The following is a 21,473-nucleotide window of genomic DNA, read 5'->3' on the forward strand; positions in this document are numbered from 1 at the left end:
AACGACGTGTACGGGTCCTGGAACACCATCTGGATGTTCCGCCGCACCGCCTTGAGGGCGGCACCGGAGAGCTTGGAGATGTCCTCGCCCTTGTACAGCACCTCACCGGAGGTCGCCCGCTCGAGGTTCATCAGCACCTTGGCCAGCGTCGACTTCCCGCAGCCGGACTCACCGACGATGCCCAGGGTCTCGCCCTTGTGCAGCTCGAAGGAGATGCCGTCGACGGCCTTGACCGCACCGATCTGCTTCTTGAAGAGGACGCCCTGGCTCAGCGGGTAGTGCTTGACCAGGTTCTTGACCTCCAGGATCGGCTCAGCCATGGAGGGTCTCCTTCCAGAAGTGGCAGGCGCTGCGGCGGCCGGCCAGCTCGGCGCCGTCCTTGTCGGTGACCGGGTGCAGCGCCGGGATCTCGGTACGGCAGAGGTCGGTGGCCGCCTCACAGCGCGGGTTGAACGCGCAGCCGGCCGGGACCTTGAGCAGGTTCGGCGGCAGGCCCTTGATCGCGTACAGCTCCTGGCCCTTCTGGTCCAGGCGCGGGATCGACTTCAGCAGACCCTTGGTGTACGGGTGCGCCGGGCGCGCGTACAGCTCGTGCACGGGGGCGGTCTCCACGATCCGGCCCGCGTACATCACCGCGATCTTGTCGGCGACGTCGGCGACCACGCCGAGGTCGTGGGTGATCAGGATCAGACCCATGTGGTACTCGGCCTGGAGCTCCGCCAGCAGGTCCATCACCTGGGCCTGGACGGTGACGTCCAGGGCGGTGGTGGGCTCGTCGGCGATGATCAGGTCCGGCTCCAGGGCCAGCGCCATGGCGATCATGATGCGCTGACGCATGCCGCCCGAGAACTGGTGCGGGTAGTCGTTCACCCGCTGGGCGGCGGCCGGGATGCGGACCTTGTCCATCAGCTCGATGGCCTTGGCCTTGGCCTCCTTGCGGGAGGCGCCCTGGTGCACCCGGAACATCTCGCCGAGCTGGTAGCCCACGCTCAGTACGGGGTTGAGCGCGGAGAGCGCGTCCTGGAAGATCATCGCGATCTTCCGGCCGCGCAGCCTGCGCTGCTCCTCCTTGGACATCTTGAGCATGTCCTGGCCCCGGAAGAGGATCTCACCGGCGGTGACCCGGCCCGGGGGCATGTCCAGGATGCCCATGATGGTCTGCGCGGTCACCGACTTGCCCGAGCCGGACTCACCGAGCACGGCCAGCGTCTCGCCGGCCGCGACGGAGTAGTTGACGCCGTTGACGGCCTTGGCGATGCCGTCCCGGGTCACGAACTCCACGTGCAGGTCGCGGACTTCGAGCAACGGGGTGCCGGGGACCAGGCGCTCCTGGCCGTCGGTCGTCTCAATGACAGTGGTCATGGTGCGTTCCGCCTCTCTCAGCGCAGCTTCGGGTCGAGGGCGTCGCGGACCGCGTCACCGAGCATGATGAACGCCAGCACGGTGAGGCTGAGCATGCCGGCCGGGAAGAACAGCGCGAACGGCGCCTGCCGGATCGCCTTCTGGGCCGAGTCGATGTCGATGCCCCACGAGATCGTCGGGTCCTGGAGGCCGATGCCGAGGAAGCTCAGCGTCGCCTCGGTCGCGATGTAACCGCCGAGTGCGATGGTGGCCACCACGATCACCGGAGCGATCGCGTTCGGCAGCACGTGCTTGAACAGGATCCGTCCGGTGCCGGCGCCGAGCGCCTTGGCGGCGGTGACGTAGTCGGCCTGCTTGACGGTGATCACCGATCCGCGCATCACGCGGGCCATCTGGGTCCAGCCGATCGAGGTCAGCGCGAAGACCACGCTCCACACCGTGCGCTCGGTGAAGGCGTTCAGCACGACCAGGCAGCCGAGCAGCAGCGGGATGCCGAAGAAGACGTCGGTCAGGCGGGAGAGCAGGGTGTCCACCCAGCCGCCGAAGTAGCCCGCCAGCATGCCGATCAGACCACCGACGATGGTCACGGCCGCGGTGACGCAGATGCCGACCACGATCGAGGCGCGGGCGCCGTAGACCACCCGGGCGTAGATGGAGCGGCCCTGGATGTCGTAGCCGAACCAGTCGCCCTGGAAGAGGTGGCTGTAGTTCGGCGCCCTCAGGTAGTCGTGCGTCAGGTCGCCGGCCCGCGGGTCCACCGAGGTGAACAGGCCCGGGGCGATGCTCATCACGATCAGCACCAGGATCAGTACCGCGGAGATGAGGAAGATCGGACGGCGGCGCAGGTCCTCCCAGGCGTCCGAGCCGAGGCTGCGGGCCTTCTCCGGCTTGGCGGCCGCCGCGACGGCGGCGCCCTCGGCCTGCTCGGTGGGGGACTTCTTGTCGGTCAGGTCAGGCATACCGGATCCTCGGGTCCAGGACCGCGTACAGCAGGTCCACGATCAGGCTGGCGGCGAGGTAGACGAGCACGAGGACGACCACGAACCCGGTGACCGTCGCGCCCTCCTTCTGGTTGATCGCGTGGTAGAGCGCGTTGCCGACACCCTTGACGTTGAAGATGCCCTCGGTGACGATCGCGCCGCCCATCAGGGCACCGAGGTCGGTACCGAGGAAGGTGATGACGGGGATCATCGAGTTGCGCAGCAGGTGGGTGCCGATCACCTTCCGGCGCGGCAGGCCCTTGGCCACCGCGGTGCGGATGTAGTCGGCACGGATGTTCTCCACGATGGAGGTACGGGTCAGCCGCGCCACGTAGGCCAGCGAGAGCGAGCCCAGCACGATGGCCGGCAGCAGCAGCTGCTGCAGGTCCATGGAGTCCTGGACGGTCGGCTTGACCCACTTCAGGTCGATGCCGAAGAGCGTCTGGAAGACGAAGCCGAGCACCGGCACCGGAATGGAGATCAGGATCAGGGTGACCACCAGGGTGCTCTTGTCCGCGAACTTGCCGCGCTTGAGCCCGGACAGCAGGCCGATCGCGACACCGAAGACGAGCTCGATGACGAAGGCCATCAGGGCCAGGCGGACGGTCACCGGCATCGCTTCGGAGATCACGTCAGTGACCTTCCGGCCTGACAGGGTCTCACCGAAGTCCCCGGTGAAGAGGCCCTTCATGTAGTCCACGTACTGCTGCCAGAGCGGCAGGTCCAGGTGGAACTTGTGCTTGAGTGAGGCCAGCTGAGCCGGATCCGGCTGCTTGTCTCCCCACATCGCCCGGACCTGGTCACCCGGTAGGACATGCACCATGAAGAAGATCAGTGCGGTCGTACCTATGAACACCGGGATCATCTGGAGCAGTCGCCTCGCGACAAAGCGCCCCATCATGCCTCCATTGCGTGGTCGGCGCGGAAGCGGCCGGTGCCGACCCCCGCCCTTCTTGGGGGAGGGGTCGACACCGGCCCGTTACGCCTGCTGCTGGTCCCGGGCTGCGCCGATGGCAGCCCTGGCGGGCCTGGTGGTACCGGCCTGCTTACTTCTTGATCTCGACGTCGGTGAACACCGGGTCACCGAAGGAGTCGAACTTGACGTTCTGAACCTTGTTCGAGTAACCGGAGTTCGTCTTGTAGTACCACAGCGGGATGGACGGCATGTCCTTGGCCAGAACGGCCTCGGCCTGGCTGTACAGGTCGGTGGTCTTGTCGATCGAGGTCGCGGCGTCGGCCGCCTTCGACAGCTGGTCGAACTCCGGGCTGGAGTACAGCGAGTCGTTGGCGGAGGCGCCGGTGCCGTAGATGTCGCGCAGGAAGTTGGCGTTCAGCGGGTAGTCCTGCTGCCAGGCCGAGCGCATGATGCTGTCGACCTTGTGACCGTCGATCAGGTCACGGGCGGTCTTGAAGTCCGGCTTCGGGTCGCCGACGCACTCCACGCCGGTGTTCTGACGGATCGAGTTGCAGACCGCGTCGACCCACTCCTTGTGACCGCCGTCGGCGTTGTAGAGGATCGTCACCTTGTTGTTCGGGACACCGCCGCCGGCCGCGATCAGCTCCTTGGCCTTGGCCGGGTTGAAGGTGCAGGCCTCACCGCAGGCGCCCTTCTTGTAGCCGGCGACGCCCGGGGCGACCCAGCTGTCGGCCGGCATGCGCGAGCCCTGCAGCACCGTCTTGGTGATGGTGTCCCGGTCGATCGCCATGGACAGGCCCTGGCGGACCTGCGCCTTCTCGGGGCTCTTCCAGGCGTCCTGGTACATCGCGAAGGCGATGGAGGTGATGCCACCCATCGGCTGGTCGACGGCGCGGTCGCCCAGGTCGTTCTTGTACGAGGCCAGGTCGGTCGGGTCGACCTGGTCCAGCACGTCCAGGTTGTCCGAGACCAGGTCCTTGTAGGCGGCCTCGGCCTGGGTGTAGTTCTTGAAGACGATGCCGCCGTTCTTCGGCTTGTCCACACCCTGGTACTTGTCGTAGGCGGCCAGGGTGACGGCCTTGTTGTGCTCCCACGAGACGAACTTGTAGGGGCCGTCACCGATCGGGGACTCGCCGTACTTGTCCGGGTTGGTGAAGAACACCTTCGGCAGCGGCGAGAAGGCGGTGTAGCCCAGCTTGTACTCGAAGTACGAGACCGGGGCGGTCAGGTCGATGGTGAAGTGGGTGTCGTCCACGACCTTCAGGCCGGACATCTTGTCCGAGGTCGGGGCGCCCTTGTCCTTGTCCGGGTGGACGTCCGCGTAACCGGCGATGTCGGAGAACCAGTTGCTGTTGGTCTGGTTGTTCTTGGTGTTGGCGGACCAGTTCCAGGAGTCCACGAAGGACTGCGAGGTCACCGGGGTGCCGTCGTGGAAGGTCCAACCCGACTTCAGGGTCACGGTCCAGTGCTGCGAGTCGGTGGTCTCGATCTTGTCGGCGACCTGGTTGCGCAGCTTGCCGTTGGCCGGGTCGTAGTCGACCAGCCCGCGGAACAGGTTCTTGACGATGCGGCCGCCGCCGACCTCCATGGCATTCGCCGGCTGGAGCGGGTGCTGCGGCTCGCTGCTCTGGTAGCTGAACATGCCGCTGCTGTCGGCCTCGCCGCTGCTCGACGAACCGCCACTGCTGCCGCAAGCGGTAGCGGCAAGGGCGACCGCGACAGCCGTGACGACCCACTTGGCCTGGCTGGCACCGCGCATGGGTGTGCCTCCTGTATCCGTGATCCAAACGTGGAGAGCATCGCGGGAGCCGGCGAACCAGAGGTCCGACCACACCCCGGCAATGCTTCCTCGCCCGAGGTTTCGGCGCGCACCCCTGCGCGTAACCCTTGACCCGAGCTCGACTGCACCCACTATCGACCACGCTCGGATACTTAAGTGACCGTTACGCATTTCAATTTGGTCACATGAAAGTTGCATTGATTTTAAAAAACGGACATTTGAGACATACTCAGACAGGTATGAAACGGACAGTTGCTTTGAATAACGGTCGGTTACATACGATAACCGGACATCTAGATGATCATCCGGCCATCCGCGTCGACTGCGGAGAGTGAAAAGGGCCGGTTGGTCTCCCCCCTCCGCGGAGGGGGGGAGACCAACCGGCCCTTCGGGTACTACCGAAGCGTGTCAGCCCTTCTTGGCACGCGAGGCGGTACGGCCACGCTCCTTCTGGTCCAGCACCACCTTGCGAATCCGCACGGTCTCCGGGGTCACCTCGATGCACTCGTCCTCGCGGCAGAACTCCAGCGACTGCTCCAGCGAGAGCTTGCGCGGCGGGACGATCGACTCGGCCACATCGGCGGTCGAGGACCGCATGTTGGTGAGCTTCTTCTCCTTGGTGATGTTCACGTCCATGTCGTCGGAGCGGGAGTTCTCGCCGACGATCATGCCCTCGTACACCTCGGTGCCGGGGTCGGTGAACAGCACGCCGCGCTCCTGCAGGTTGGTCATCGCGAAGGCGGTGACCACACCGGCCCGGTCGGCGACCAGGGAGCCGTTGTTGCGGGTCGTCAGGGTGCCGAACCACGGCTCGTAGCCCTCGTGGATCGAGTGCGCGATGCCGGTGCCGCGGGTGTTGGTGAGGAACTCCGTACGGAATCCGATCAGGCCGCGGGACGGCACGACGAACTCCATCCGGACCCAGCCCGAGCCGTGGTTGGACATGTTGTCCATCCGGCCCTTGCGGATGCCCATGAGCTGGGTGACGGCACCCATGTGCTCCTCGGGCACGTCCACGGTGAGGCGCTCGACCGGCTCGTGGGTCTTGCCGTTGATCTCCCGGGTGACCACCTGCGGCTTGCCGACGGTCAGCTCGAAGCCCTCGCGGCGCATGGTCTCGATCAGGATGGCCAGCGCCAGCTCACCACGGCCCTGCACCTCCCAGGCGTCCGGGCGCTCGGTGTCCAGGACGCGCAGCGACACGTTACCGATCAGCTCGCGGTCCAGCCGGTCCTTCACCTGGCGGGCGGTGACCTTGCGGTCGACCTTGCCGCCGGACTTGGCGTCGGCGCCCTTGCCGGAGCCGCCCTTGCCGACCAGCGGCGAGGTGTTGGTGCCGATGGTCATCGAGATGGCCGGCTCGTCCACCGTGATCAGCGGCAGCGCGACCGGGTTCTCCGGGTCGGCCAGGGTCTCGCCGATCATGATGTCCGAGATGCCGGCGACGGCGCAGATGTCGCCGGGCCCGGCCTGCTCGGCGGGCTTGCGGGTGAGCGCCTCGGTCATCAGCAGCTCGGAGATGCGGACGTTCTGGACCGAGCCGTCGCGCTTGATCCAGGCGACGGTCTGCCCCTTCTTCAGGTAGCCCTGCTCGACGCGGAGCAGCGCGATGCGGCCGAGGAAGTTGTCGGCGTCCAGGTTGGTGACGTGCGCCTGGAGCGGGGCGTCCTCGTCGTAGGTCGGGGCCGGGACGGTCTCCAGGATGGTGGAGAAGAACGGCTCCAGGTTGTCGCTGTCTGCCGGGACGGTGCCGTTCTCCGGCTTGGTCAGCGAGGCCACGCCGTCACGGGCGCAGGCGTAGACGATCGGGAACTCGATCTGGTCCTCGTCCGCGTCCAGGTCCAGGAACAGGTCGTAGGTCTCGTTGATGACCTCGTCGATCCGGGAGTCCGGACGGTCGGTCTTGTTGATGCACAGGATGACCGGCAGCTTGGCGTTCAGGGCCTTGCGGAGCACGAAGCGGGTCTGCGGCAGCGGGCCCTCGGAGGCGTCCACCAGCAGCACCACCGCGTCCACCATCGACAGACCGCGCTCGACCTCGCCACCGAAGTCGGCGTGGCCCGGGGTGTCGATGATGTTGATGGTGATCGGTGCGCCACCGTCCTTGGGGTGGTACTTGACCGCGGTGTTCTTCGCGAGAATGGTGATGCCCTTCTCGCGCTCCAGGTCGTTCGAGTCCATCATCCGGTCGTCGAGCTGCTGGTGGGCGGCGAAAGCGCCGGCCTGCTTCAGCATGGCGTCGACCAGGGTGGTCTTGCCGTGGTCGACGTGAGCGACGATGGCGACGTTACGGATGTCGTTGCGCGTGGGCATGCCTAGCGGATTCTCCCGGAATCGTGGGTTACGGCGCCCGGCTGCGTACAGCGTCGATCAGCGTCTTCGCCGTGGACGACCGCGATCCCTCTTGATCGCCGCCGCCCGGTCCGCCTGCTACTACCGGTCCACCCGCCGGGCACGATGACATGCCACGGCTTCCTCCTATCGTACGGGGAACCACCCAACGAATCCGAAACGGGCGCCGGAAGATGATCAGAACCGGCCGTGCACGGCCGGGGCCGCCCGGTCCGCAGCGTGGAGCCGCCCGTACCGGGTACGGGCGGCTCGTGCGCAGGGAGCGCCGTGCGGGGCGGTGCCGCTCAACCGGCGCTGCGGAAGCCCAGGTCCTGGAAGCGGGGGCCGGCGAAGCCGTACGCGCCGGCGTTGGCCACGGTGTCACGGACCGCGACCAGGTCGGGCCGCTGGTAGAGCGGGACGGAGTGGGCGAGCTGCCAGATCCGGGCGTCGGCCTGCTGGAGCAGCTTGCGCTGCGCACCGAGGTCGACCTCGCGGGTGGCCCGGTCGAACAGCCGGTCGATCTCCTCGGTGCCGATCCTGGCGTAGTTGCGCCCGATCACCGGGATGCCGTCGGCGCCCGGCCGGGGCTTGGCGTAGAGCGCGTGCTCCTCGGCGCCGGGGAAGCCGGTGACGGGCCAGGAGAAGAGCGCCAGGTCGTAGTCGCCGGTGGCCAGGTGCTCCTTGACGAACTCCGAGGCGGGCACCGCCTGGGTGCGCAGGGTGATCCCCGCCTCCGCCAGGTTGGCGGTGAGCGCGTCGGCGGTCCGCCGGGCGGTGGCGGAGCCGTCCGGGATCAGCAGGGTGAGGAGCAGCTGCTTGCCGTCCTTGGCACGGCCGGTCGCGGCCTGCTTCCAGCCCGCCTTGTCCAGGAGCTTGGCCGCGGTGGTGTCCTCGTCCCCGGCCGCGGCGCTGTTGTCCTGGTACCCGTCCTGGTCGGCCATCAGCAGATGGTTGCCTAGCGGGGTGGCCGGCAGCCCGAGCGGGCCGAGCGCCGCCTTGGCGATCCGCTGCCGGTCCACCGCCAGGGCGACCGCCTGCCGGACGGTGGTGTCGCCGAGCGGAGCCCTGGCGGCGTTCAGGGTGAGCTGGGTGAACGCGGGCGAGGCGGCCCGGTGCAGGGTCAGCCCGGGCAGCGACTCGGCCCGGCGCAGCGCCTGGTCGGAGGCGTCGACCAGGGCCGCGGCGGCCGGCGGCGCGGCCGGGCTCTGCTTCGTGGGCGACGCGGGCGGGGACGCGGAGGCGCTGGTGGTGCCGTCACCGGAGGCGGAGGGGCTGCCGGAGGCGGAGGGGCTGGAACTGCGCGAGGACGCCGCCGAGGCGGAGGGCTTCCCGGAGACGGAGGCGTCGGCCGCCGACCCACTGGCCGAGGCCGCCGGCGGACCGGCGGCGGACCGGTCGGTCAGTGCGTAGTCGATGGCGGAGGTGAGCGGGGCGATGTCCAGCCTGCCCTGGTCGAGGGCGTCCAGGCGGGCCTCGGCCGGGGTGGCCAGGAAGTCGATCTCCTCGGCCTTCGCGGCGTTGCCCCACCACCGGGGGTTGCGGATCAGTGCCGCCTTCCCGGCCTGCCGGTCGTACGAGCGCACCGTGAACGGCCCGGCCGAGACTCGCAGCGCCTCGGTGGTGAGCGGCCGGTTGAAGACGTCCGCGGAGCTGGTCGACGCGGCCGGGTAGAGCGGGCTGAACAGGGCGCGCCAGGCACCGTACGGCTGCTTGAAGGTGACCTTGACCTCGTGGGCGTCCGTGCCCTGTGCGATGGACTCGATCGCGGCGTACCCGTCCGGGTGGTCGCTGTGGAAGGCCGGGTCGGCGCCGGAGAGGGCGCGCCACTGGGCGGTGAAGTCGGCCGCCGAGATCGGGGTGCCGTCGCTCCAGACCGCCTTGGGGTTGAGCCGGTAGGTGACGACCTGCGGAGTCTGCCCGGCCTTGGTGGACTGCGCGGAGACCAGGTAGTCGGGGTCGGCGGCGGGACGGGCGTGCTCGTCCAGCCGGAACAGGCTGGGCAGCAGGGCCCGGGCGATCAGCTGTGAGTCGGCGGTCGCCTCGGGCTGGAAGACGTTCAGGGTCGCGGGGACGGAGTCCACGGCCCAGCGCAGGGTGCCGCCCTCGCGGAGGGCGGCCCGGTCCACCCGGGCGAGGTCGGCAGCGGTGGGCGGTGGCGGGGCGCTGTCCTCGGAGCAGCCGGCCAGTGCGGTGCTCATCATCAGGGCGAGGGCGGCGGCGGTGACCTGGGGGACGCGCATGCACTTCTCCGGCGGATGGTCAGTTGATCCGAGGATTCAGGGCCGACCACCACTGAAGGCCACCGGCCCACCCCGCACCGTCCGACACGGCGGCCCGCCACACGAAAGCACCCTCCCGGCCTACCCGGCGCCCCTACAGCGCCAGCTCGAACCAGACGATCTTGCCGTTGGGTGTCCGGCGGCTCCCCCAGCGCTCGGCCAGCAGGCTGACCAGCTGCAGCCCGCGGCCGCCCTCGTCGGTCTCCTGGGCCCGCCGCTGCCGCGGCTGTGCGTAGCCGTCGTCCCAGACCTCGCAGACCACCGTGCGGTCCCGGAGCAGCCGCAGCCGGATCTCTCCCCGGCCGTGCCGCAGCGCGTTGGTGACCAGCTCGCTGACCAGCAGCTCGGTGGTGTCCACCAGTTCGTCCAGGCCCCGGGTGAGCAGCCAGCCGCAGGCGAGGTCCCGGGCCTTGCCGACGCTGGTCAGCTCGGCCGGCAGCTTCCAGTCGCCCACCGCGTCCTCCGGCAGGCTCTGCACCTTGGCCATCAGCAGCGCGATGTCGTCCTCGCCGTGGTGCGGGATCAGCTCGTCCAGCACCTCGTCGCAGAGTTTCTCCAGCTCCTTGGAGCCGCCCGTCAGCGCGGTGCGGAAGGCCCGCAGACCCTCGTCCAGCTGGTGTTTGCGGGACTCCACCAAGCCGTCGGTGTAGAGGCCGAGCACCGCGCCGTCCGGCAGGTCGACCCAGACCTCCTCGAAGGGCTCGCCGCCGACGCCGAGCGGCAGGCCGGGCGGGACGTCCAGCATCCTGGCCGGCTCTCCCGGGCTGAGCAGGACGGGCGGCAGATGGCCGGCGTTGGCGAAGGTACAGCGCTGCTTGACCGCGTCGTACACGGCGTACACACAGGTGGCGAGGTAGAGCTCGGTGGACTCCTCCCCCGGTCGGTCGCTGTCGCCGCCGAGGCCGCGGGCGATCTCGTCCAGTGCGCTGAGCACCTCGGCGGGGTCGAGGTCGAGCATGGCGAGGGTGCGCACCGCCGTCCGGAGCTGGCCCATCGCGACGGCGGCCTGCAGGCCGCGGCCCATCACGTCGCCGATCACCAGGGCGGTACGGCTGCCGGGCAGCGGGATGACGTCGAACCAGTCGCCGCCGACCTCGGTGTTGTTGTTGCTGGGCAGGTAGCGGCGGGCGATCTCCAGGCCGGTGGCGGCCGGGTTCCCGGGGGGCAGCAGGCTGCGCTGGAGCAGCAGGGCGCGTTCGTGCTCGCGGCGGTAGAGCCGGGCGTTGTCGACGCAGACGGCGGCGCGGGCGACCAGTTCCTCGGCGATGGCGACGTCGCGGGCGTCGAAGGGCTCGCTGCCGATCGCGCGGGAGAGCTGGACCAGGCCGAGCACCTGGTCGCGGGCGACCAGCGGGACCACCAGGGTGGAGCGCAGCAGCGGGTCGGGACCCGGCTGGGGGACGACGCTGCGGCCGGTGCGCAGCGCGCGGGCGTGCGGGGAGCGGCGGGGGTAGCAGAGGGTGCCGCCGGCCTCGGCGACCGGAACCGTCCCTTCGGCGCCCAGCACGCTGGAGGCCCCGCCGACCACGCTGGAGACGGCGACCCGGCGCAGTTCGCCGCATCCGTCGGAGAGCCCGGACCGGCCGGAGATCGGTCCGGAGTCGCCGGTGAGCAGCGCGGTGTAGAGGTCGACGGTGGCCAGGTCGCAGAACTGCGGGACGATCACGTCGAGCAGTTCCTTGGCGGTGGTCTCCAGGTCGAGGGTGGAGCCGATGTGGCTGCTGGCCTCGTTCAGCAGGGCGAGGCTGCGGCGGACCCCGGCGGCCTCGCGTTCGGCGACGTGGCGGCTGGTGACGTCCATCACCTGGCCGGCCACGCCCATCGGGTGTCCGGCCGTGCCGGTGAGGCGGTAGAGCGAGATCGCCCAGCGGCGACCGCCGTCGCGGCGGCCGGGCGCGGGGGCGCTTGCGGTGCGCGGGACGGCTCCGGTGATGCGCAGGTCGACGATCGGGCCGCCGCCGTCGAGCACCTTACGCAGCGCGACCAGCAGCCGCTCGGCCTCCCCCGGCAGGAAGAGGTCGTAGGGGGTGAGGCCCTGGAGTTCGGCGGGCGACAGGCCGACACCGGCGGCGAAGGCGTCGTTGACCCGCTGGAGGCGCAGGTCGTTGTCGAAGAGGAAGAAGCCGGTGGGGGTCTGCCCGAAGACGGCCTCGGAGGCGGCCAGGTCGGTCTCGAGCCGGCGCAGCCGTCCGAGGTCCACTGCGAGGCAGGTGGCACCGGGGGTGCTGGGAGTGCCGGCGCCGGGCGCCGTGTCCGGCACGGCGTCGGGCATCGCGTAGACCTCGGCCAGGCCCTCGGTGCCGTCGGCGTCCCGGTAGGGCGCGGTGCCCACCCACTCCTCGCCGCCCAGGATGCGCTCCAGCCGGGCGCGGCCGCGCTGCCAGTGCTCGCGGGGGACGAAGGTGGTGATCGGGTCGGCGCCCACCGCCTCGGCTGCGGGGACGCCGAAGAACTCGGCGGCCCGGCCGCTCCACTGGCTGATCCGCCCGTCCGGGCCGATCGCGAAGGTGGCGACTCTGACGAAGTCGTAGATGGAGCCCGGCTGGGTGTGCCCCCAGCTGCCGGGCGCGCTGCGGTCCCTACCCCGGTCAATCGAGACACCGAGCTGTCCGGGCACGGCAAGACTGCTGCCGCTGCTCGGCGCGTTCGGCGCCGGGATGCTGTTCAACGGACCGACCCCTCCAACCCGTGGCCATCCGGATGTCGAGAAACCGAGTATTCATCATCCGGGGGCGAGCGCACACGCCCTGGACATCACAACATCGAATCAAGGCCGGCCCCGCTCCGGCTCCATACCCGGCACCGACTGTTCGAACCGGACGACGGCTCGGCCGAATCGGCACACCGGGGTCAAGCGCATTGAGCTTATCGGACCTGAATGACGGTCAGATCTGACGAGACCATGTCGAGTTGCGATGGGAAGCACCGCATTGATGAACGCCCAATGGCCGCAGCGAACATCCGACTATCCGAATGTCCGCTCCTGATCGGAACCGTCCGTTGCCAGCTCGAACCAGACCACTTTTCCCATCCCCTCGGCCCGGGTACCCCAGCGCAACGCAAGGCGGCCCACCAGTTCGAGACCCCGGCCACCCTCGTCGGCCTCGGCCGCGTGGCGCTCGCGCGGCGGATCGGGCAGTGGGTCGGAGATCTCCACCAGCAGGGTGTCGCCCAGGGTCAGCCGGACCCCGATCGGGGCGCTGGCGTACCGGACGGAGTTGGTCACCAGTTCGCTGACCAGCAGTTCGGCGGTGTCCGTGAGTTCCTCCACGGACCAGTCGGCCAGTGTGCCGCGCACCAGGCGGCGGGCCCGGGAGACCGCGGTCGGCTCCGCGGGCAGCGTCCAGCCGGCCGTCGGCGTACCGGCCCGGCCCCGGCCGAGCCGGGCCAGCAGCAGCGCGACGTCGTCCGGCTCCTGGCCGTGCTCCATGGTGGCCAGCACCGCCTCGCACGCCTGATGGATCGACGGGTAGGGCTGTTCCAGTACGCTGATCAGCCGGCCGAGGCCGACGTCCAGGTCCTTGTCCCTGGACTCCACCAGACCGTCCGTGCACAGCGCCAGCAGACTGCCCTCGGGGATCTCCAGCTCGATCGACTCGAACGGGACGCCGCCCACCCCGAGCGGCGCACCGGACGGCAGGTCCACCACCTGCCCGGCACCGCCCGGCAGCGGACTGCCGCTCCGGCTGCCGTTCTCGGCCCCTTCCCCGGGCACGACCAGGACCGGCGGGATGTGGCCCGCCTTGGTGGCGATCAGCCGCCCGGTCGCCGGGTCGAAGACCGCGTACACGCAGGTGGCCAGCAGTGCCTCGTCCGGGCCCTGGGCCAGGTCGTCGGCCAGCTCGTTGACGTGCCGCAGCAGCACCTCGGGCGGCAGGTCGAGCCCGGCCAGGGTCCGTACCGCGGTGCGCAGCCGGCCCATCGTGGCCGCGGCCCGCAGGCCGTGGCCCATCACGTCGCCGACCACCAGTGCCGTGCGCTCGCCCGGCAGCGGGATGACGTCGAACCAGTCGCCGCCCACCTCGGTGCCGCTGCTGCCCGGCACGTACCGGTAGGCGACCTCGATCCCCGCGGGCTGCGGGACCTGCTGGGGCAGCAGGGTGCGCTGGAGGGTGAGTGCGGCGGTGCGCTCGCGTGCGTAGAGGCGGGCGTTGTCCAACGAGCTGCCCGCCCGGTCGGCGAGTTCGACGGTGAAGGCCAGGTCGTCCCGGTCGAAGCCCTCCCGGTAGCCCGCGCGGCTGACCACCAGCAGGCCGATCACGATGCCCCGGGCGCGCAGCGGTACCACCAGGCACGAGTGCACGCCGAGGTCGTGCGCCGCCTGCATCTTGGGGTCGTTGGGGTAGGTGAGGTCGCTCAGCTCGTCCGGTCCGGAGAGCAGTTCGGGAACGCCGCTGCGCAGCACCCGGCCGAAGGCGGAGTCCTCGGCGAAGGTGATCCGGGCGCCCCGGCGGAGCATCGTCTCGACCTCTGGGCCGTCCTGGACCGAGGCGGTGCCGAGCTGGAGCAGCGAGGTCCGCCGGTCGTGGCCGTGCCGGGGCAGGTCGTCGCCGTGCGCCACCGCCTGGAGAAGGATCACCGCGGAGTAGTCGGCCAGCCTGGGCACCACCGCGCCGGCCAGTTCCTGGGCGATCCTCGACGCGTCCAGCAGGTCGCCGACCCTGGAGCCGAACTCGTTGAGCAGCGAGAGCCTGCGCCGGGCGTGCTCGACCTTGGAGACCGCCCGGTAGCGCTCGGTCACGTCCATCACCGTGCCCGAGATGCCGAGCACCCGGCCGGAGCGGTCCGTCATCCGGCTGTAGGAGATCGACCGGTAGCCCGCCCGGGCGGGGCCCGGCGCGGCCAGGGTGACGTCGACCACCGGTTCGCCGGTGGCCAGCACCTGCCGCTGGATGATGGTGATCTCGTCGGCGGCGCGCTCGGGCAGGGTCTCGCCGGTGGTGCGGCCCACGTGGTCCTCGGCGGCGACGCCGTTCATCTCGGCGAGGGTCCGGTTGACGGCGGTGTAACGCAGGTCGGTGTCGAGGACGGCGATGCCGAGCGGGGACTGTTCGAACAGCGCGTCCCGTACCGCCAGATCGCGCTCGACGGCCTGGAGCGTCGCGGCGTCCGTGAGCGCCGCCTGCAGGAACGGCGTACCGTCCCCGTCCACCAGCAGCGAGATCCGGGCCTCGACCGCGACCAGACCGCCCTGCCGCTGGCGCAGCTCGGTCAGCCCGTGCCAGCTGCCGTTCTGCAGGGTGTCCCTGATCGCCTCGCGGGTGCGCTCGACCGCGCGCTCGCCGCCGACCAGGTCGTCGATCCGGCGGCCCACCAGCAGTTCGCTCGGCCAGCCGAGCAGTTCCTCTGCAGCCGGGCTCCACAGCACCACCCGGCCCGAGGTGTCCAGGATCGCGACGGCCACCTTCACCACGTCGAACAGGCTGCCCTGGGTGTGCCGGCCGGTCTTGACCGGCCCGACGCCGGAGCCCGGGAACGGCGCGGCGGGAATGCCGCGCGAGACCGGCGCCCCCGGAGCGGCCGCCCAGCGGAGCGCCGCCCCCGGAGCCGTCGGCGAGTACACCTGTGGTGCGACCGACGGCATCCGCCGGCGAAGCCTGGCGCGCGCGGCGGCGCTTCCGAGCCCGCGGCCCGTACCCGCGCTCCCCGTCACCGGACTCGCCGAGCGCACCGGAGTGCGCCGGGGGAGCCCCTGGCCTTGCCGTGCTCCCCCGCCGCTGGCCGTACTCGACACGGACGGGCCCTCCGGCTCTCGGGCTGCGCACCTCGGCGGACCACCGGGTACGGGTTGGCTGGATTTCACCTCACCTGTGGTGACGAATGCTGCCGAACGGTGACACACCCGCCACGTTGCCAGCGTATCCCGGGCCGTCGGGTGCGCTTCCCGATCGACGCACCGGGCCTGCCCCGTCCGGCGAGGTCAGGCCTGGCCGAGCAGCCGGGCGACGTGCGGGAGGACTTCGCGGTCGTGTTCCAGCCAGTCCACCTCGGCGAGCTCGCCCGGGCCGAGCCAGCGCAGCTCGGAGTGGTCCTCCAGCGGCTGCGGGTCGCCGGAGAGCAACTCGGCGGCCCAGATCCGCAGTTCCAGCCCGGGCCGGATCGGCCAGCAGCCCGGCAGCTGGCGCAGCGCGCGGGCGCGCACGCCGAGCTCCTCGTGCAGTTCGCGCTCCAGCGCCTGCGCCGGGCTCTCCCCCGGCTCGGCCTTGCCGCCCGGGAACTCCCAGTAACCCGCCACCTCGGGCGGCGCGCTGCGCCGGGCGGCCAGCACCCGGCCCTGGTGGATGAGGGCTCCGCCGACGACGATCCGGTTCTCCATGTCCCAGACCCTATGCGGGCTCGGGCTCGGTCCAGTACAGCTGCTTGTGACCGCGGGCCTCGAACTCCGCCGCCAGCGCCTCGGCCTCCGCCCGCTCGAGGCCCTCGGCGACCACGAAGCGGTTGCCGTTGTCGTCCTGCCGCATCACCCGGTACGACCCCATGCCCGCACGCCAGCCCGTCCGGCCGCACGGGGCCCGGCCCGGTGGGGGACGGGCCGGGCGTGGTGCGGTCACGGACGCTACGGGGGCACTGCTACCGACGGGTACGGGCCCGGTTAACACCAGGTAAGGCAATCGGCAGCCGCCGGGGAGCGTGCGGGACGCCGCACGCCGCCACATCGGGCCGCGGGTGCCCGCGCTCGCCCGACCCAGGGGCGCGGCCCGGGCCACCCGAAAGCCGTACCGGGCAGCAGCGCGGGTGAACTCGACCGAGGTATCCGGCGGACCCGCAGCCGACTCGAACAGGGCGTGACCAGGCATCAGTTCGGGCAACGCGCGAGCCACTTGTCCCCCGCGCCGACAATGCCGACGAGGGCATCCATGTCTCGCGAAGCAAGAAGTCCGGTCTCGGCCTTCAAGATGATTGACCGGACGACTTCACTCGGCCGGGACGCCCTCCCACAATCGAGTCATGGGAAAGACCTATGAGCGCATCGAGGGCCGCCTGCGGACATTCATCGAGAGTCAGCCGGTCTTCTTCACCGCCACCGCCCCGCTGGCCGGGGTCGGACACGTCAACCTCTCGCCCAAGGGTCGTTCCGGCACGCTCGCCGTGCTGGACGAACTGACCCTGGCCTACCTGGACTTCGGCGGCAGCCACGCCGAGACCATCGCCCACCTGCGGGAGAACGGGCGGATCACCCTGATGTGGTGCGCCTTCGCCGGGCCGCCCACAGTGGTGCGGGTGCACGGGCGCGGCGAGGCCGTCTTCCGCGACGACCCGCGCTTCGGGGAGCTACTGGCGCACTTCGATCCGTCCGCGGACGGGGCCGGGCTGCGCGCGATCGTGCTGGTGCGCGCCGAGCGGGTGAGCGACTCCTGCGGCTTCGCGGTGCCGCTGATGGAGTACCTGGGCGACCGCGATCTGCACGCGCAGCACTTCGAGCGCCGGGAGGACGAGGAGTTCCGCGCGTACTGCGAGAGCAAGGAGTACGTCGGCACCAGCATCGACGGCCTGCCCGCCCTCCCCCTGCCCCTCCCGCCCAGGGCGGCGTAGGGTCCGCGGGACGCGGGCGCGAGGCGGCGCTTCGGCCGTACCGTTTCCCCTTGAACACCCCCGGAGAGAAACGGACCGCCCGTGGCCGCACGCCGCCCGTACGTCCTGCTGAGCGCCGCGATGTCCGTCGACGGCTTCCTCGACGACGCCTCGCCCGACCGCCTGCTGCTCTCCAACCCGGCCGACTTCGACCGGGTGGACGAGGAGCGGGCCGGCTGCGACGCCATCCTGGTCGGCGGCAACACCCTGCGCCGTGACAACCCCCGGTTGCTGGTCAACTCGGCCGCCCGGCGGGCGTCCCGGGTCGCGGTGGGCAAGCCCGAGCACCCGCTCAAGGTCACCCTCAGCGCGAGCGGGACGCTCGACGCCAGCCTCGCGTTCTGGCACACCGGCGGCGCCAAGCTCGCGTACACCACGAGCGCGGCGGCGCCCGGGCTGCGTGCCCGGCTCGCCCCGCTGGCCGAGGTGGTCGACCTCGGCACGGGGGTGGACCTCGGCGCCGTACTGGACGACCTGGGGACGCGCGGCGTCGAGCGGCTGATGGTCGAGGGCGGCGGCAGCGTGCACACCCAGTTCCTCGCCCAAGGACTCGCTGACGAACTGCAGCTCGCCATCGCCCCGTTGCTGGTCGGCCAGGCCGGCGCACCCCGCTTCGCCGGTCCGGCCGACTACCCCGGCGGACCCACCCGGCGGATGCGGCTGATCGAGGCGCGTACGGTTGGCGATGTCGTCCTGCTCCGGTACGCCCCCAAGGAGACCAGCCCGTGACCACGTCCGAGGATCTGCGGTGGCTCGGCCGCGCCGTCGAGCTCTCCCGGCTCTGCCCGCCGTCCCGGACCGCGTTCTCGGTCGGCGCGGTGATCGTGGGCGCCGACGGCGAGGTCCTCAGCGAGGGCTACAGCCGTGAGCTCGACTCCCACAACCACGCCGAGGAGGCGGCGCTCTCCAAGCTGCCCGCCGGGGACCCCCGGCTGCGCACGGCCACCATCTACAGCTCGCTGGAGCCCTGCGGGCAGCGTGCCTCCCGGCCGCGTACCTGTGCCCAGCTGATCATCGCGGCGGGCGTCCCCCGGGTCGTGGTCGCCTGGCGCGAGCCCGACCTCTTCGTCACCGCCTGCCAGGGGACGGCGCTGCTCACCAGTGCGGGAGTGGCGGTCGAGGAGCTGCCGGAACTGGCCGAGGCGGCGCGCGCGGCCAACGCCCATCTGATCGACTGACGGGCCGTCCACGCAACGGCGCCCGGACGAGCGCAGTGCCGGTGGGTGAGGGAGCCATGGCGGCGAACGTGGGCGCCGGACGTTTCGATGCCTACCGAAGCGTCGCGGGTGCACCCTTGGGGCGTGACGCGGAATTTGCGGGAGCGCGGGGTGGCGGCCGACGAGGTGCGGGCCGGGGCGGGCGGTGGCCGCACTGGCCGGGCTGCTGGCGGATGCCACCAGCGCCGTGTTCCGCCTGGCACTGCTGGACGGCCGGGCATGGACGGCCACCGAGCTCGCCCGCCACGCCGGAATCGCCGCCTCCACCGCGACCGCCCATCTCAACCTCCTGACCGAGGGCGGCCTGCTCGTCGAGGAGCGCCAGGGCCGTCACCGGTACGTGCGGCTGGCGGGGCCGGAGGCCGCCGAACTGGTCGAGCACCTCTCGGCGCTGGCACCCGGCCGGCTCGCGACACCGCCCCGGACGCTCTCCGCCGCCACCCGGCGCAGCGCCATGGCACGGGCCCGCACCTGCTACGACCACCTGGCCGGACTGCTCGGGGTCACCATCACCGAGACCATGGCCGAGCGGGGCCTGCTGGACTGGCGTCGCGGTCCGGCCCTGACCGCCGCGGGCGCCGAGTGGCTGGACGCCCTCGGCATCGCCCTGCCCGAGAACTCCGAGCGGCCGGCCGTCCGCCCCTGCCTCGACTTCACCGAACGCCGGCCGCACCTCGCCGGGACGGTCGGGGCCGCGCTCTCCCGCCACGCCTTCGATGCCGGCTGGATCGTACGCATCGGTACGACCCGTGCCGTGAGCCTCACTCCCGAAGGCCGGGACGCCCTTTCGAATCATCTGGACCTACGGCATCACGCCATCCTGGAGCCGTAAGGTCGGTCACAGGACGCGCATAGTTGATGAAGGATCTTCTGCCAACTGGTAGATCCTGTGAAGGATCTTCATCAAAACGCTCCTCCGACCGGTGCGTACAGAGAAGTCCTTGACTGGTACAGAATGGAACTTTCGGCGAGGCATGTCCGGAAATATGGACAACCGCCCGACCCCCGCCGATCGGCCGTTCCGGCGCTCCACCTCCGGCTGTAAGCATGAGCCTGCGGATCGACCTTGGAAATCGCCTTCGACCCACCCGTCAGGCTGTCGATCCGTCATCCAGGCACACAACCCAGGGGGGTTACTCAGCCATGTCCGAAAACAGCGTCATACCCTCGAACGGCTCCTCGCCCGAGGGCCGCCACTCATCCGACCTGACCCGGCGCCGGATGCTGCAGGGCGCGGGTGTCGCGCTCGCCGCGGCCGCCGGCACCGCCGTGATCGGGTTCACCGGGCCCTCCAGGCAGTCCGCCGTGGCCGCCGACCCGGGTGCCGGGGACGAGTTCGACGAGGTGTACCAGGGCCGCCGGCTCCAGGGCCGGCGGCTCGACGGGGGCCACGACAGCGGTCACGGCGGCCACCACGGCAGCGGCTACCAGGTCCTGATCGACGGTGAGGAACTGCACGTCATGCAGAACGCCGACGGCACCTGGATCAGCGTGGTGAACCACTACCAGACCCACGCCACCCCGCGTTCGCTCGCCCGCGCCGCCGTGATCGACCTCCAGGGCGCCGAGTTGCTCCCGCTCAGCTGAGCGGTCGAGCGACCGACCAGCCCCTGACCGCACCCACCCAAGAGGAACCCTCATGGCAGTCCGCAAGAACCAGGCGACCCTGACGGCCAAGGAGAAGCGCGACTTCGTCGACGCCGTCCTGGAGCTCAAGCGCCTTGGGCGCTACGACTCCTACGTCAGCACCCACAACACCTTCATCATCAGCGACAGCGACAACGGCGAACGGGTCGGGCACCGCTCGCCGTCCTTCCTGCCCTGGCACCGCAGGTTCCTGCTGCAGTTCGAGCAGGACCTGCAGAGCATCAACCCGGCCGTCACCCTGCCCTACTGGGACTGGACGGCCGACCGCACCACCACCTCCTCGATCTGGGGCCCGGACTTCCTCGGCGGCAACGGCCGCAGCAGCGACGGCCAGGTGACCACCGGCCCGTTCGCCTACAGCGGCGGCAAGTGGACGCTGGCGGTCCGCCCGGACAGCCGCAACTACCTTCGCCGCAGCCTGGGTTCGGCCGTCGCCGCGCTGCCGACCAAGGCCGAGGCGGAGTCCGTGCTCGCCATGTCCACCTACGACATGGCCCCGTGGAACAGCTCCTCCGACGGTTTCCGCAACCACCTGGAAGGCTGGCGCGGCGTCAACCTGCACAACCGGGTGCACGTCTGGATCGGCGGCCACATGGCCACCGGCATGTCCCCCAACGACCCGGCCTTCTGGCTGCACCACTGTTTCATCGACAAGCTGTGGGCGGAGTGGCAGACCCGCCACCGCGACCAGAGCTACCTGCCGACCGGCAACACCGCCAATGTGGTCGATCTCAACGAAACCATGAAGCCGTGGAACAACGTCTCTCCAGCCGACATGCTCGACCACACCAAGTTCTACACCTACGACACCGGCTTCTAGCACGCGGTTTGCCGGGGCGGCCGACACTGTGGCTCGCTCATCGTTCGAACAGCCGGACCATCAGGGGGAATGCTCGATGAAGAACGGTCTGAAGCGGAGCGCGGCACGCCTCGCCGCGGCCGGTGTGATGGGCGCTGCCGTGATCGCGGCTGCGGCCACACCCGCACTCGCCAAGGGCGCCGCGGAGCTCAGCGCGCCCAGCAGGGTGAGCGTCGGCCAGGCCATCCACATCAAGGGGCGGGCCACCGACGACGGCGCCACGGACGCCAGGCTCTGCGTGCAGGAGCGCTCCGGCAAGTCGGGCGCCTGGCGCACCGTCAAGTGCGGCCCCATGACCGTGCTTCCGTTGCACGACGCCACGGTCGACGTGAAGATCAAGGCCCGCCACCGTGCAACCATCCAGCTCCGCGGGGTTCTCTACGGATACGACGGCGCGAAGGGCGGCCACCCGTTCGTCGACCGCACCACGGACGTCAAGGTCGTCCACGTGCGCTGACGCGCACCGGAAGCCCGAGGGGGGCCGGTCCGTGCGGACCGGGCCCCCTCGGCGTTCGACCGTGCCGGAT

18 protein-coding genes are annotated in these 21,473 nt (G+C 70.6%); 7 read left to right on the forward strand and 11 right to left on the reverse strand.

Annotated elements, in window-relative coordinates:
• The 11 genes from ABD369_RS24165 to ABD369_RS24215 all read right to left on the reverse strand — a co-directional run.
• Positions 1-320 (reverse strand): ATP-binding cassette domain-containing protein (locus ABD369_RS24165; RefSeq protein WP_344638623.1); only part of this gene is annotated, 320 nt, incomplete at its 3' end.
• Positions 313-1,362: an ABC transporter ATP-binding protein gene (locus ABD369_RS24170; RefSeq protein ID WP_344638624.1), complete on the reverse strand. Its 1,050-nt coding sequence runs from the start codon at positions 1,360-1,362 to the stop codon at positions 313-315. The genes ABD369_RS24170 and ABD369_RS24165, both read right to left, overlap by 8 nt.
• Before the next feature lie 17 nt (positions 1,363-1,379).
• A complete protein-coding gene (locus ABD369_RS24175) occupies positions 1,380-2,321 on the reverse strand; it encodes an ABC transporter permease (RefSeq protein WP_344638625.1) in 942 nt (313 codons plus the stop codon).
• Entirely contained in the window at positions 2,314-3,240 is a 927-nt protein-coding gene (locus tag ABD369_RS24180) for an ABC transporter permease (protein ID WP_344638626.1), read from the reverse strand. Before ABD369_RS24180 ends, ABD369_RS24175 begins: the two co-directional genes overlap by 8 nt.
• A 148-nt stretch (positions 3,241-3,388) precedes the next feature.
• The gene (locus ABD369_RS24185; RefSeq protein ID WP_344638627.1) at positions 3,389-5,017 is read right to left on the reverse strand and encodes a peptide ABC transporter substrate-binding protein; all 1,629 of its coding nucleotides are present in this window, start codon (positions 5,015-5,017) and stop codon (positions 3,389-3,391) included.
• Between the two features lie 429 nt (positions 5,018-5,446).
• Positions 5,447-7,351, reverse strand: a complete 1,905-nt coding sequence (gene typA, locus ABD369_RS24190) for a translational GTPase TypA (RefSeq protein ID WP_344638628.1) — start codon at positions 7,349-7,351, stop codon at positions 5,447-5,449.
• Positions 7,352-7,674: 323 nt separating this feature from the next.
• Positions 7,675-9,612: an ABC transporter family substrate-binding protein gene (locus ABD369_RS24195; protein WP_344638629.1), complete on the reverse strand. Its 1,938-nt coding sequence runs from the start codon at positions 9,610-9,612 to the stop codon at positions 7,675-7,677.
• Positions 9,613-9,745: 133 nt separating this feature from the next.
• Positions 9,746-12,319, reverse strand: a complete 2,574-nt coding sequence (locus ABD369_RS24200) for a SpoIIE family protein phosphatase (RefSeq protein ID WP_425557755.1) — start codon at positions 12,317-12,319, stop codon at positions 9,746-9,748.
• Between the two features lie 297 nt (positions 12,320-12,616).
• Positions 12,617-15,235, reverse strand: a complete 2,619-nt coding sequence (locus ABD369_RS24205; RefSeq protein WP_344638630.1) for a SpoIIE family protein phosphatase — start codon at positions 15,233-15,235, stop codon at positions 12,617-12,619.
• A gap of 336 nt (positions 15,236-15,571) precedes the next feature.
• A complete protein-coding gene (locus tag ABD369_RS24210) occupies positions 15,572-15,967 on the reverse strand; it encodes a (deoxy)nucleoside triphosphate pyrophosphohydrolase (protein ID WP_344638631.1) in 396 nt (131 codons plus the stop codon).
• Between the two features lie 10 nt (positions 15,968-15,977).
• Positions 15,978-16,130 carry a hypothetical protein gene (locus ABD369_RS24215; RefSeq protein ID WP_344638632.1) on the reverse strand — a complete coding sequence of 51 codons (153 nt, stop codon included), beginning with the start codon at positions 16,128-16,130 and terminating at the stop codon, positions 15,978-15,980.
• A gap of 469 nt (positions 16,131-16,599) precedes the next feature.
• Between ABD369_RS24215 and ABD369_RS24220 the strand changes: the two genes are divergently transcribed.
• From ABD369_RS24220 to ABD369_RS24250, 7 genes are all read left to right on the forward strand, one after another.
• Entirely contained in the window at positions 16,600-17,184 is a 585-nt protein-coding gene (locus ABD369_RS24220; RefSeq protein WP_344638633.1) for a pyridoxamine 5'-phosphate oxidase family protein, read from the forward strand.
• Positions 17,185-17,265: 81 nt separating this feature from the next.
• Positions 17,266-17,952 (forward strand): RibD family protein, encoded by a 687-nt coding sequence (locus ABD369_RS24225; RefSeq protein WP_344638634.1) that lies wholly within the window; start codon positions 17,266-17,268, stop codon positions 17,950-17,952.
• On the forward strand, positions 17,949-18,401 hold the full coding sequence (locus ABD369_RS24230) for a cytidine/deoxycytidylate deaminase family protein (protein WP_344638635.1): 453 nt from the start codon (positions 17,949-17,951) through the stop codon (positions 18,399-18,401). Before ABD369_RS24225 ends, ABD369_RS24230 begins: the two co-directional genes overlap by 4 nt.
• 184 nt (positions 18,402-18,585) lie before the next feature.
• On the forward strand, positions 18,586-19,272 hold the full coding sequence (locus ABD369_RS24235; protein ID WP_344638636.1) for an ArsR/SmtB family transcription factor: 687 nt from the start codon (positions 18,586-18,588) through the stop codon (positions 19,270-19,272).
• A 311-nt stretch (positions 19,273-19,583) separates the two neighbouring features.
• Positions 19,584-20,027: an apotyrosinase chaperone MelC1 gene (melC1, locus tag ABD369_RS24240; RefSeq protein WP_344638637.1), complete on the forward strand. Its 444-nt coding sequence runs from the start codon at positions 19,584-19,586 to the stop codon at positions 20,025-20,027.
• 52 nt (positions 20,028-20,079) lie between these two features.
• A complete protein-coding gene (melC2, locus tag ABD369_RS24245; RefSeq protein ID WP_344638638.1) occupies positions 20,080-20,907 on the forward strand; it encodes a tyrosinase MelC2 in 828 nt (275 codons plus the stop codon).
• 76 nt (positions 20,908-20,983) lie between these two features.
• Positions 20,984-21,403: a hypothetical protein gene (locus ABD369_RS24250; protein WP_344638639.1), complete on the forward strand. Its 420-nt coding sequence runs from the start codon at positions 20,984-20,986 to the stop codon at positions 21,401-21,403.
• The last annotated feature ends 70 nt before the right edge of the window (positions 21,404-21,473 follow it).

The sequence above is a fragment of the Kitasatospora cystarginea genome, assembly GCF_039533515.1.
GTDB lineage: Bacteria > Actinomycetota > Actinomycetes > Streptomycetales > Streptomycetaceae > Kitasatospora > Kitasatospora cystarginea.